General features: G+C 62.3%; 13 protein-coding genes. 1 reads left to right on the top strand and 12 read right to left on the bottom strand.

All coding sequences use genetic code 11. The annotated features are described in order from the left end of the window. Nucleotides 1-66: 66 nt before the first annotated feature. The 5 genes from HTY53_RS17255 to HTY53_RS25075 all read right to left on the bottom strand — a co-directional run bounded on the left by HTY53_RS17255 (nucleotide 67) and on the right by HTY53_RS25075 (nucleotide 4583). On the bottom strand, nucleotides 67-264 hold the full coding sequence (locus HTY53_RS17255) for a hypothetical protein (protein ID WP_082371627.1): 198 nt from the start codon (nucleotides 262-264) through the stop codon (nucleotides 67-69). Nucleotides 265-884: 620 nt separating this feature from the next. Next, on the bottom strand, nucleotides 885-1415 hold the full coding sequence (locus HTY53_RS17250; RefSeq protein ID WP_053821772.1) for a c-type cytochrome: 531 nt from the start codon (nucleotides 1413-1415) through the stop codon (nucleotides 885-887). A 61-nt stretch (nucleotides 1416-1476) separates the two neighbouring features. Then, nucleotides 1477-1893: a DUF411 domain-containing protein gene (locus HTY53_RS17245; RefSeq protein ID WP_053823085.1), complete on the bottom strand. Its 417-nt coding sequence runs from the start codon at nucleotides 1891-1893 to the stop codon at nucleotides 1477-1479. 64 nt (nucleotides 1894-1957) lie between these two features. Beyond that, entirely contained in the window at nucleotides 1958-4399 is a 2442-nt protein-coding gene (locus HTY53_RS17240; RefSeq protein WP_116359819.1) for a heavy metal translocating P-type ATPase, read from the bottom strand. Between the two features lie 13 nt (nucleotides 4400-4412). Further along, nucleotides 4413-4583 carry a DUF2933 domain-containing protein gene (locus tag HTY53_RS25075; RefSeq protein WP_223819837.1) on the bottom strand — a complete coding sequence of 57 codons (171 nt, stop codon included), beginning with the start codon at nucleotides 4581-4583 and terminating at the stop codon, nucleotides 4413-4415. A 280-nt stretch (nucleotides 4584-4863) separates the two neighbouring features. Here HTY53_RS25075 and HTY53_RS17230 point away from each other — a divergent pair, with 280 nt between their 5' ends. Further along, nucleotides 4864-6129 (top strand): type II restriction endonuclease, encoded by a 1266-nt coding sequence (locus tag HTY53_RS17230; protein WP_116359826.1) that lies wholly within the window; start codon nucleotides 4864-4866, stop codon nucleotides 6127-6129. On the opposite strand, the gene HTY53_RS17225 is transcribed toward HTY53_RS17230, so the two are convergent. The 7 genes from HTY53_RS17225 to HTY53_RS17195 form a co-directional block, all read right to left on the bottom strand. Continuing rightward, entirely contained in the window at nucleotides 6094-6897 is an 804-nt protein-coding gene (locus HTY53_RS17225; RefSeq protein WP_217435659.1) for a phosphatase PAP2 family protein, read from the bottom strand. The genes HTY53_RS17230 and HTY53_RS17225 overlap by 36 nt on opposite strands. A gap of 17 nt (nucleotides 6898-6914) precedes the next feature. After that, complete coding sequence (locus HTY53_RS17220) at nucleotides 6915-8546, bottom strand: phosphoethanolamine transferase (protein ID WP_232346782.1); 1632 nt, start codon at nucleotides 8544-8546, stop codon at nucleotides 6915-6917. Between the two features lie 407 nt (nucleotides 8547-8953). After that, nucleotides 8954-9190 (bottom strand): hypothetical protein, encoded by a 237-nt coding sequence (locus HTY53_RS17215; protein ID WP_116359816.1) that lies wholly within the window; start codon nucleotides 9188-9190, stop codon nucleotides 8954-8956. A 129-nt stretch (nucleotides 9191-9319) separates the two neighbouring features. Then, nucleotides 9320-9805, bottom strand: coding sequence for a CzcE family metal-binding protein (locus HTY53_RS17210; protein ID WP_116359825.1), 486 nt, complete (start codon nucleotides 9803-9805; stop codon nucleotides 9320-9322). 335 nt (nucleotides 9806-10140) lie between these two features. Then, on the bottom strand, nucleotides 10141-10908 hold the full coding sequence (locus tag HTY53_RS17205) for a class I SAM-dependent methyltransferase (RefSeq protein WP_227311959.1): 768 nt from the start codon (nucleotides 10906-10908) through the stop codon (nucleotides 10141-10143). Between the two features lie 293 nt (nucleotides 10909-11201). Beyond that, nucleotides 11202-11600 (bottom strand): hypothetical protein, encoded by a 399-nt coding sequence (locus HTY53_RS17200; RefSeq protein ID WP_144200244.1) that lies wholly within the window; start codon nucleotides 11598-11600, stop codon nucleotides 11202-11204. Between the two features lie 179 nt (nucleotides 11601-11779). Continuing rightward, nucleotides 11780-12082: a hypothetical protein gene (locus HTY53_RS17195; RefSeq protein WP_035862553.1), complete on the bottom strand. Its 303-nt coding sequence runs from the start codon at nucleotides 12080-12082 to the stop codon at nucleotides 11780-11782. Nucleotides 12083-12615 lie beyond the last annotated feature (533 nt).

Below are 12615 nucleotides of genomic sequence, written 5' to 3'. Positions count from 1 at the left end.
TATCGCGGCATACTGCGCAACGCGCAACGCATAGCCTTCAGTGCGCAAGTGCGTTTGCAGACCAGCCTAATGCAATTTAGCGAGAGCATGCAAAAAGTCACTGCCCCGCGGCGTGATGTGCAGACGATCGCCGTAAGCCAATTTTTCCAGATGCACCAGCTGCCGCTCAATCAATGCCTCGATCGACGCGTGATCGAGGTCGGCGAGATTGGGGGCTGCGTCGTCGATCAGCATAAGGGTGGCCACTTCATGTGGTGTCAGCATCGTAGTCTCCAGGACCCCTAGAAGTGAATCGGCGGATGGTTCCGCTCTCGTGGCGACGCGTTTCAGCATTCATTCAATGACCGCCGTGCAGACACGTCAAGGTAAATCACCGGCGCTGGGTCTACCATATGGCAATGCTCGACTTTCCATAACGGCTATGAGACTCGTCTTTCACCGGCGAGGCCATCCAGACCAGCCCCTGCATGGCATGCGCTACTACTCGATCATTGGGGCGGCGCTGGTCGTGCTTGGGCTTTTGTATCTCTTCTGGACGACGTAAGGGGATTAGTGCGGCGCAGCGTTCGCCGATCTTCGCCCACGACGAGTCATCGGCGTAGCGGCACGCGTGTTCGAGCCGTTTCGACGGCGCGCGACCGCTGCTCGCATACAGCTGTGTGCCACGCGCGAGCGGGCAGGCAGGCAAGAGACAGAAATTACCAGGCGCGATCCAAGCGCCTGAATACCAGCAAGCCGGCCGCTCAACGCGACATGTTCGTCAGCTGTGGCGTACACACCGCGACAGCTCGTGCAGGGTCACTGCAGCAGCCCAGGCTAGGCTCGAAACGGACGTAGGCGCCATCGCTGACCGGAGCGCCTGCTTGCGGTGTTTGCTTGGGTCGCTACTTCGGGCTCGCATACTGCGCGGTCGCTTCGCGCTGCGCTACTGCCATTTTCTCAGGCCAAGTGCTCTTGATGTACGCGAGCACGGCAATGATGTCGTCATCCGACATCGACTGGCCGAAGGCTGGCATGTCACTGACATAGCCTCTCGGCGCGGTCACGCCGGCAACGAGCCCGTTCTTGGTGATGGCAAACAGCACCGCGTCCGCATGGTGCCAGGTATGACCCGATGCATCATGCGGGGGCGCCGGCATCCGGCCATTTGCGAGCCGCTCGCGCCAGTTAGGCTGGCCTTCGAGCTTGACGCCATGGCACGACGCGCAGGCCTGTGCGTACAGCTGCCTGCCGCGACCGAGCTGCGCGGCATCCGTGGCATCGATGCGCAGTTGGCGCCCTTCCCTGAGCGTCTGCGGTCCACCGGAGGGTGGCTCCAGATAGCGTTTCGCCTTGAGCGCGACCCCGGTGGCCGCCGCGGCGGCCACCACCAACACGCAGGCCACGATCCAGCGCGACTGAGTTGACTCTTCCATGTCCTTTGTCTGGCAGTTCTGAAGTTCTGGCAACGCTTACCCGCGCAGCCCCGCTGCAGTCCTAGTCTTTCGAGAATGGCTTGCCGCTAAAATCCACTGTCACAAGCTTTCCGTCCATCTGCCCCATGCCTGGCGAGTTTGCCGGCATGCCGGGCACTGCGACCCCTTTCAAGGTCGGCTTCGCAGCGAGCTTGCGCACCGCTGCTGCCGGCACGTGCCCCTCCACCACCTGCGCGCTGCCATCGATCACCGCGGTATGGCAGGAGCCGAACTGGGTCGGGACGCCGAGCCTGGCTTTGACCGCCGTCATGTCGGACGAATCAATGACCTTGGTCTGGATGCCGGCCTGGTTCACGTGTTTGACCCATTCTGCACAGCAGCCACAACTGGGATCCTTGTACACCGTTAGCGTCGGCGAGGCCGCTTGCGCGCCGGTGGCGGCCGCGAGCAATGCGGCAGTGGCCAAGAAATACTTCATGGATTCTCCGAAAAACATCATGTCAATAGACAAGTCAGCACCGGTCGAGTGCCTCATCGCCAGCTTAAATCTCTGCCTGCCGCAGGCGTAGCGCATTGGAGATCACCGAGGCCGAGCTCAGGCTCATTGCCAACGCGGCAATCATAGGCGAAAGCAGCAAACCGGTGAACGGGTACAGCACCCCTGCCGCTAACGGTACCCCGAGCGCGTTATAGATAAACGCGAAGCCAAGGTTTTGTTTCATGTTGCGAATGGTTGCCTCGGATAGCTCGCGTGCGCGCGCAATGCCACGCAGGTCGCCTTTGACCAGCGTCACCTGAGCACTGTTCATCGCCACATCGGTGCCCGTGCCCATGGCGATGCCCACATCCGACTTGGCCAGCGCCGGGGCATCATTGATGCCGTCACCGGCCATGGCGACCACCGCCCCGCTTTGCTGCAGTTGGCTCACCAGCTGAAGCTTGTCCGCAGGCTTCACTTCGCCGTGGAACTCCGCAATGTCCAGCCTTGCGGCCACCGCCTTTGCCGTGGCCACGCCGTCGCCGGTGGCCATGACCACGCGGATGCCCTCGGCCTTCAGGGCCGCCAGCGCTTCGGGCGTTGAGCCTTTGACGGGATCCGACACCGCCAGCAGCCCGGCCAGACGGCCATCGACGCCAAGATACATAACGCTCGCGCCTTGTACGCGCAGCGTATCGGCTTGGGCGCGCAGCGCCTCGGTGTCGATGCCGTCGGCTTGCATCAGCGCCGTGTTCCCAATGGCGAGTGTCTTCCCACCGACCGTACCGCGCACACCGATGCCCGTGCTCGATTCAAAGTCCTGTGGCTTCTCCAGCGCCAAGCCACGAATGCGGGCCGCCTCCACCAGCGCCGCGGCCAGCGGATGTTCGCTGCCCTGGTCCAGGCTCGCCGCCAGCCGCAGGACCTCGTCGTCGGCATAGCCATTGGCGCCAATTGCACGCTCGAAGGCTGGCCGCCCCTCGGTCAGCGTACCGGTCTTGTCGACGATCAGGGTGTCGACCTTGCGCAGGTTCTCGATCGCGGCGGCATCGCGGAACAGCACGCCGTTGGTGGCGCCCTTGCCGCTGGCAACCATGATCGACATCGGCGTGGCCAGCCCCAATGCACAGGGACAGGCGATAATCAAGACCGCAACTGCATTGATCAGACCGAACACCCAACTCGGCGGTGGACCGAACAGGCCCCAGGCAAAGAACGTCACCACGGCGACGCCGATGACGCCGAGCACGAACACGCCCGCGACCTTATCGGCCATGCGTTGCATCGGCGCCTTTGAGCGCTGCGCCTGCGCCACCATCTGCACGATCTGGGAGAGCACCGTTTGTGCGCCAACCTTCTCCGACCGGATGATCAGGCTGCCTGAGGTATTCATGGTGGCGCCAATAACGCGGTCGCCTTCGCGCTTGGTGACCGGCATCGGTTCACCGGTGATCATCGATTCGTCCACCGAACTGCTGCCTTCGGTCACGATGCCGTCGACTGGCACCTTTTCCCCGGGCCTGACGCGCAATAAATCGCCGACATGCACATGAGTGAGAGGCACATCCTCCTCGGCGCCATCGCGCCCGATGCGGCGCGCCGTCTTGGGCGCGAGCCCGAGCAACGATTTGATCGCCGCGGAGGTTTGCGATCGCGCCTTGAGTTCAAGCAGCTGGCCGAGCAGCGTCAACGAGATGATGACGGCCGCGGCCTCAAAGTACACGCCGATGCGGCCGTGGGCGGCAAAGGTCTGCGGGAACGCATCCGGTGCCACGGTTGCCACCACGCTATAGGCATAGGCCGCACCGGTCCCCAGACCGATCAGCGTCCACATATTGGGGCTGCGATGCAGGAACGACTGGGCGCACCGCACGAAAAAAGGCCAACCCGCCCAAAGCACCACCGGCGTCGACAGGACCAATTCGACCCAGCTCTGCGTCGCCGCCTGCATCCACCCGAATCGATGGCCGAGCATGGCCAACACCGTGGTCACCACCGTCAACGGCAGCGTCCACCAAAAACGGTGCCGAAAATCCACCAGCTCCGGATTCTCGGTCTCGTCCAGGTCTGGCAACAGCGGCTCCAGCGCCATGCCGCATTTCGGGCAGTTGCCGGGATGATCCTGCCGGATCTCGGGGTGCATCGGACAGGTGTAGATCGTGCCCGGCGGCCCCGATTCCGCATCCGGGGCGGCTGAAGGGGCCGCGGCAGGCGCTGCCGCAGCCACGGCATACTTGGCCGGGTCCGCCTCGAACTTGCGCTGACACGATGCGCTGCAAAAATAATAAGGGTTGCCAGCGTGTTGGGTCTGGAATGCCGAGTCAGCCGACACCACCATGCCACAGACCGGATCTTTGGCCGTGCCGACACTTGACACAGGGCTCTCGTGCGGCGCACCGTGGCCATGGGAATGGTGCTGGTCAGCATGCGCGCCATGACCGGGGCTTGTTGCGTTGTCATGGTGGCCCGCTTTCGGTGGGTGGCGCTGGCTGCTGGGTTCATTCATGGAAGGCCTCCTGTTAGTCGTGGCGCTGTCCGTCCACTGGATCGCCGCCCTCTTTCGAAGGCGCGCTGCGCCCGTGGCCGCCATGGAATAGATGCATCAACGGGCACAATAACACTAGCGCAAACGGCAACCAGGAAGCAACCGCACTCCAACGCGGCATCCCGAGCGCGATGGCGGCGATCATTGCCACGGCAGCAAGGACGATCCCCCAACGCAGCGACCAGCGAAACCGACGGACTTGGCCGGCGTTGGTGCCGTGATGCGTCGATGGGGAATGACATGCTTTCATGACAGACTCTTTACTTGACCATGACGGGAAGCTGACCGGCAGTCAATCGCCGCGCCCAGCTTTCTTGTGATAACGGTAGAGCTTCCGATAATGGGAAGGTCAAGCCGGTTCGCGTCAACATTGCGCCAGGTCAAAAGGCCTCACGGTGATACACTGCCCGGCAAAAATGCACACCATGACCGACACCATCCGCATCCTCATTGAGCGCTGGAAGACCGATCCCGCCGGCGCCTATCAAACCTGGTTTCTTTGGCCGGAGCGGCTGAAGAATTTCCGCTCGATTCGGCGTGGCATCGGCGCGGTGGTCGACGAGATCCAGGCCGGTACATTCGGCAACGCGTATCGGGGGTCATCGCTCGAGACCGTGGTGTCTTCAATCGCAGAGCAACGGCAGATTTTCAAAGGCGCGGATCACGCCTTTCTGTGGAAGCCAAAACTGCGCATTCCAGACATCTATGAGCATGCCGACAATCAGCGTGCTTTTGCCAGACTGCTCCATACCTGCAACTGCTGTGACACCGAATCCGAAGTCCTTGATGCGATTCGCCAGCTGAGCAGCCTCGGCATCAAGGGTCTCGGGCCGGCGGCGGCCAACCTGCTGTATTTCATTCATCCCACGCTGGTGATGCCATTCAATACCGCGATTGTCAATGGCTATAACGCCCTGACAGGCTCGTCGGTCAAGCTTGGCAAATGGGATCACTATCTGGCGATGCGCGAGGGGGTGCTCGCCCTGAATCAGCGTTATCGGGATTTGCTCTCCAATGACCTTGGCGCGATCGCGGGCCTGCTGTTTGACATCGGCATGCAGCGCTATCCGCTGCCACCGCGGCAAGCGCAGGCCCACGATGTGGCCGTCTGGCAGCAGGAACTGGCCAAGGTGCGCGAGCAGGCTGCCGCGCTTGCCAGGCAGATTCAGCTGGGGCAGGCCGAAGACGCCACCCATACCGAAGTGCAGGGATGGCTGCGCGATCTCGGCAAGTCGCTCGGCTTTGCCGTTTGGATTGCCACGAACGACCGAAGTCGGCTGTACAACGGCGAGCCCTTGAGCCAGGGCTGTCTCTCAACGTTGCCGCCGGCGCTGCTTGTGGCGGGAGGCGATACCGTTCCATTGATTGACACTGTCTGGCTAAACGCCACCACCCTCGAGGTCGAAGCCGCCTTTGAAGTCGAACATACCACCTCGATCTATTCCGGCATCGTGCGCATGCTGGATCTGGCGCTCGGTTCCGACCAGTCCGCCCGCAAGCATCTCTTCCTCGTCGCACCCGATGATCGCGAAGGCGACGTGCGCGCGCAACTGAGCCGCCCGGCCTTTAGCCGTGTGTCGGCACTTAATATCCGCTATGTCCCCTATTCCAGCCTGCGCGAGCATCGCGAAAGCATTGCGCGCTTTGGCAGTGGCTTAAAGCCGATCGAGGCCATCGCGAGACAGTTGTGAGTCGCGTTCTGGCGGTGGTCTGCGATGGCGCGGGCAGTCTTCCTGGCTTTGGCGCGGCGCGGCGCTGGCTAACCGCACGTCGGCTCCCAGCGCCCACGCGAGTAGCAAACTTACCGCCCACGCCACCCAGAGGGTCGCGAGCGTGTGCGACAGGAAGTGCGCGCCCTGCGCCATGCGGGCCGCGCCAAGTGTGCCGCCCAGTAGCAGTCCGCCAGCCAGCCCAACCCACGCCCAACGACGGCCGGCGGGACGCAATGCGATCCCCCACACGACCCAGAGAAAGCCGGTGGCCGCGTGACCGGCAGGAAAGCATTGTCCCGGCTTGACGTCAGCTGGCAGCGGATCCAGCAGCCGCATATAGGGCAGGCTGCCGCCGAACTGAGCCATGTCCCAGGGACAATGGCGTCCCGTCATGAGCTTCAGGAGCGTGACGCTCAACGGGATCACCACCATGCCCGCAGCGGCAAGCAACACATTGCGACGCGGCAGCCAAGGCAGACGCCCTCGCCAGCCCAGCCAGCAGACACCCATGGCCGCGGCTACGGCGAGGTAAGTGAGCCACTTCGCGCCTTTGTGGAGCACCGCTTCAAATAGCCAGTGCTGGCGCAATGGGAAGACCGCCCGACCGGCATCGTAGAAACGGCCCTCAAGCCAGAGGTCAAGTTCGGTGCGCTGGAACACGTAGGCCAGCACCAGCGCGGCCGATGCCAGCAGCCACCATTGCTGGCGCAGCCAACGCTGACTGGCGGGCGTCTGAACCAACGGCATTTCTCTCATGAGCGGCATTATCCGTTGCGGCAGCGTGCCGACAAATCCATGGTGGCATCCCGGGTCTGGGTGCGGATATCCAGCAGGCCCAAGACCGTGGAGAATAAGTGGTCATGCGTGGCGGGTTCGCGCGCACGCGCGCGCAGGCAGGAGACATCGAGCCGCATGCGGTGGGCGAATGAGGCTGAGAACCACATCACCATCGGTACATCGGTCTGCTCCCGCGGAGCAATCGCGTAAGGCATGCCATGCAAGAACAGTCCGCGCTCTCCCAGCGACTCGCCATGGTCGGATACATAGATCATGGCCGTGTCATAGCGCGCCTCGAGTTGTTGTAGCCAGTCGATGGTGCGTGCGAGCATATGATCGGTGTACAGCAATGCATTGTCGTACGCGTTGCGAATTTGCTCTGGGGTACAGCGCGAGAGATCATCGGTGTCGCAAGTCGGACCGAACTGCGCGAATCGGGCCGGATACCGCCGGTAGTACGCGGGACCATGATTGCCGAGTTGGTGCAGGACCACGACCAAGCTGCCAGGTAGCTGGTGCCGCAAAGCTTCCGCCCCGGCTAACAACACTTCATCCAGGCAGCGGTCGCGATCGCATAACGCCGACATAGCCTGAGGATCCGGCTGCCACGTGGGCAGGCCTGCACAGACGCCTTTGCATCCCGATTGATTGTCTGCCCACCCCACCTTCAGTCCCGCTCGTCCGATGACGTGTAGCAATGACTCGCTGGCCTTGATGGCATCTTCGTCGTAATTGCGACGTCCCTGGGACGAGAACATACAGGGCAGAGAGACCTCGGTATTGGTGCCGCAACTGGTGACTTGAGCGAAATTGATCACAGCGCGCTGCGCCAGGTTCGGCGTCGTGTCATGAGGCGACCTGCCACTGAGCCCCCAGTTCGCCGCTCGTGCGGTTTCTCCCACGACCATCACGAAGAGCAGGGGCTTGTTGTGCTCGCCCCAGCTAGCGCCGAGCCGGGCATCGGTGCCCACCGGCTGGCGCGGCCGGTTCGCGATACTGGCATCGCGTGCCAGCGCCCCGCTAAAGGCGTACACTACATTGACCGGCGCGAGCAGATAGCGGATCTCCTTATGATTGCGCATCTGGGCTGCGAAATCCTTAAACACCAAGGACAGCGTCCCCACGCCGACAACAACGGCCACCAACATCGCGACCACGCGCAGGCCAACGCTTCGCGTCAGTGAACGCTGGCGCAGCGTCACCCACGGCAACAACAACAATGGTGGTAGTGCCAAGAGCGCGATGCTGCCCATCATACGCAGCGTCAGCAACTCGCGAGCTTCCGCCACGTCGGTGCGCAGCACATTGCGGGCCATGCCGGGGTCAAGGTAGATGCCGTATTGACCCATGAAATAGCTGGCACCGGCGGCCACTACGACCAATATTGTCAATAACGGTTTGGCGGTCCAGCGGTTCATGAACGGCGCCAGCAGCACAAAATGCGCCGTGACCAGCGCGGTGCCCACTGCCACGCCGTAGCCCAGATCGCGCAGCCCGCTCAACGGCCGTTCGGCGAAGAGCGCCCGCCAAAACGGACCGTTCAGGACGAGAACAAAATATAGGCAGCAGCCGAGCAGCAAGGTCTCGACGCCGACCTCCAGACGCCAGGGGCGACCCACCCAATTTGCGCGCGCCCCGCTTGGTGGTGTGTCGGGCGAAGGCGGGTCACGGCGCGACCGGTTTAGATTCGGTTCCAACATTGGCGCATGGGGGGAAAGGCCGGGCATTACCAGCCGCAGCCGTTGCAGCACGCAACGCTGTGTTGAGCCGGCGGTAGACAAAAAGAATCGCGCCGAAGGCGCGATGATGACTCGCTGGGCTGGGTGCGGTCCGGCCGCTGCAGCCTATGCCGTCTGCCTAGATCAGGCCTGGTCCGACCCGAGCCGGCGCATGGGCAAGGCTGAACCTCGGCGCGCGCGCAAGCACAATAACGGGTATCGGGACAGTTTCCCGATACCCGCCCCGCGTCAACGCACCGGCCCAGCAAGCGGCCCATCGCCCCGACGGGTCGGCGCGTTGCCGAGATTTAGGCGCCGTCGCTGAACGTGTCGCGAGGGCCTACGGCGTGGCTACCGTCGGTGAACGGGTCCCGCGTGCCCATGGTGTGACTGCCATCGGTGAACGGATCGCGCGTGCCCATGGCGTGCCCGCCGTCGGTAAAGGGGTCTCGCGGCGAATTGACGCCAGCATTCGCGATGCCCGCGACGCCACCAAGGGTTGCCACGGTCAATGCCACCAAGGCAGTCTTCTTCAATGTACGCATTCTATTTCTCCTTGTTTCGATAGTGGCTCAGTGAGCCTGCACTTGCAGTGTAGAAAGATGTACCCCACCAGGGCCTGACGACAAAATTACAAATGTGTCATGTTTTCACTCCTGGCAAACCGGCCTTTCTTAGCCACCGGTATAGAGCTTGCTGCGCTCGATATAGACGCGCACGCCTTGGGCGTTGGGCATCGCTGGGAACAGGACGCCAAGATCCACGGATTTTCCTTGAACAAGCTCGGCGAATGTCCAGGTGGCTTCCTGCGCGCCGCTGCGAAAAGTAACGGTGTCGCCGGAGGCCACATTGACAGACTTCAGGCCGGGAGCGAGCGTCACCGCGCGTGCAGCCGTGTTCGCTGGCGCCAGGCTACCGAAGAGCGTCGCCTGCGGCCCCAATGGAGTAGCAGCCTGCGCTATAGCCATCGCGCTGGGCACTGTGAGCGGTGCCGGTGAGCTGGCTTGGTCGGCGGCTTGCCGCCGCACGTGCTCCGCCCAGTTGTCGCCCGCATTGGTTCTGGTCTGGTCCGCACTCCACGCCGGTGAACTGGATAGGACGGAGAGGGCCGCCAGCGCCAATGCAGTCAAAGCGGTCAAAGCGGTCTTCTTGGTGTTCATGATGCGCTCCATAACGTTTCGAGGCATAACCTCTTAGGTGTCATGGTAGGCGGCTGGGACTCACGACGACGTTACTCGCGAATTACATCCCCGTAAGCTTTCCCGCATCCATCTGCGTTGCAGAAATGGGTACGTCGTCGCGGTTAACGACCTGGATTGTCAGTCGCGAGGGCCGCGCCTGCGACGCTTGCCCTGACGGCAGCGCGAGCCAAGGCATTCCGGAAGAAGGTCCGCTCTTGCGCACAGACGAGCCTGGCGAGCGCTTGAGACGCGGCCCGCGGCGTCCTCGTCGTTGACGCTAAACGCCGCGATGGGCCCATGCGTGACTGCGCTCTCTACAAAGAACATCCCTTCTTCCTGGCCACCAGCAACAGCGAGCCGCCTGCCGGGAAACGCAAGCCGGCCCGTATTAGGTTGTGCTCGAGGGTGCAAACACACCCGAGCGTGCCGTTCATGGCCGCCCCAATGCGAAACCCGTCGTCCATGGCATCGCCGGGCGGCTTGGCGCGCTGCCACAACCGGGAGATGGCCATCGCAGGCAGCAGCAGCGTCATGAAGGAGGTGACGTCCACGATTTCGAATCCGGCCGCCTCCACTTTCTTCACCAGTTCTTGGCGGGTATAGCGCCGCTTGTGCTTGGCCGCATCGTCCATATGGCTCCACAGCGACGGATGCTGGGGCACTGTCAATACGATTCCCCCATCATTCCTGCAGGCACGGTACATCTCCGCTAGCACTTGGGCGTCGTCGTCGACGTGTTCGATGACGTCAAACGCCCCGAGGACATCGAAGGCGTCGCTGTAGGGAATTGCGCGGGCATCCATCTGCAACAACTGAGCTTTGCATTTGCGCTGCCCCTTCATCAGTGCGCGCAACGAGGCCTCGCCGCCGACCAGGCGTGCACGCGGGAAGCGGGCCTGGACTGCGCGCAGGTTCTCCGCGGTCCCGCAACCGACGTCCATGAACGAGCGCAAGGCCGGAAAGTAGCGCTGCAGTGCGTCCAGGATCAGTTTGCGGCGATAGACGAACCAGAAGTGCGTCGCTTCGAGCTTCTCATACTCGACAAAGAGCGGTTCGTGAAACCCATCATGGTCGACCATCATGGCAGGTGCCAGGCAGAGCACGCCGGCGAGAACACGGGGCTGCCAACCGCACGCGGTGCACGCCCACACGTCAATTTTGAGCGGGGCCTTACATTGATTACAGATGCGCATCGCTGTCTCCAATATCGTGCTGCGCGCGCGACCGCCAGGCGACATCGCACGCCGCACCATAATTGCCCTGCCTTGCTCTCGCACAGGGACGAGCGCAGGCAGGTTTGTTTCGTCTTCGGTCAGGCCGAAGGACGACATCTACGAAGGTGGAGGTAGCCAGCCCAGGAGTTGCGTGGGCGGCGTCAGAGATGGCGGGAAGGCGGGCGCAGCAACGTCTCAGGCGTTGTGCTGGCAAATATCCACAGAAGAGACGCAGGTAGTGCGCCGTTCATGGGCAACGCTTGGGTCCCCAAGAAGGCAAAGATGGCAAGTGGCGAGGCGGCCGAGCAGGCAGAACACGCCTGACAACCGCGCGCCTTGCCGCGCGCTTTGCTTGCTGGACAGTGATGCGACCTCGGATCGCAGTGTGCGTCGGCCTCGTCGGCGCTCGCCTCGTCAGCGACGTCGATGGTGGCAAGGGTGGCAAAGAGACCGGCGCCCTGCCGCAGCTCGGTCAGCTCGCCGCACGAAAGAGTAGCCGCTGCGCCGACGTTCTGCATCGGCAATGCAAATACAACGAGCCAAAGCAATAGGTGGCGCAACAGCCTTCTCATCCGGCGGCATCAAGCATCAATTGAGTCGGGAGTCTATACGAGCCGCCTGTCAGTAGAATGACGGGGACATGACAGACGCAGCGCTTCCCCTGACTTTTTCCAACGGACGCCGGCGTCACTACCGGCGTCGGCACGCCTGCGGGCAATCAATATGACAGGCGAGTGCGTCAGTGGCCGCGTGAACCGTGAGCGGCATTGTGCCGGCGGCGCTCAGGCTCACGTCGCCCATGTTCGATGCCGTGGCGCGGCTGGCGATGCGCCTCGCGCAGCGCAGTGCCATGCCCGTACGAGGGCTGCGCATCATGTACCACCGCAACCGCGGGCACGACGTGCACAGCGGCAGGCGCCGGCCGTGACGGGTAGAGGCCTGCCCGACCATAGCCATCATGCGTGTAGACATGCGTCTGCGCATTGGCGTAACTGAACCCGATGACCAGCGCGGTGCCGACCAGGATTGGAAGCTTTTTCATGTTTTCTCCTTTGCATGTGTAGAGGGTGGGAGCATACGACTTCTGCATTGCCGGCAGTGTTCGCGTTTCCCTACAAATGTGAGCGCTTGTAACGCTATTGCCCTGGCAATGACGCGCGAGTCGAATTTGATGACTGCCGCGTAATGCTCGGGTAATGATGGCGGCAATTTCCAAACGGAAACGCTTGCTGCCAGGCCAAGACAACACAGAAAAAATTTCCTGCACGTAATGGTCGCGTAATACGAGCTGGTCGTGAATGTCAGCCGAGGAACATCATTGGGACGAAAGCCCAACCGAACATGGATGACCAGCTTGAAATGGTTGGGTAATTGCATAGCAATCTGAAGTAAGGTCGCTGAAAGATGGCCCGCAGCGGGCCATTCTGCAAAGGCAGATCTTGGTGCAAAAGCAATCAGAACCTAGATTCACGATAACGGCATCGCCGTTTGCACACCGCTTCGCTGGTTCCCGGTCGTGTCGCGCCCTGGACCACCGCAACGGACTCCCTTCATCTAGGAGCAAAGGAGAAATTC

The sequence above is a fragment of the Cupriavidus gilardii genome (assembly GCF_013314895.1).
In the GTDB taxonomy this organism is placed as follows: domain Bacteria; phylum Pseudomonadota; class Gammaproteobacteria; order Burkholderiales; family Burkholderiaceae; genus Cupriavidus; species Cupriavidus gilardii_C.
This window is presented reverse-complemented; position numbering and strand designations above follow the sequence as displayed.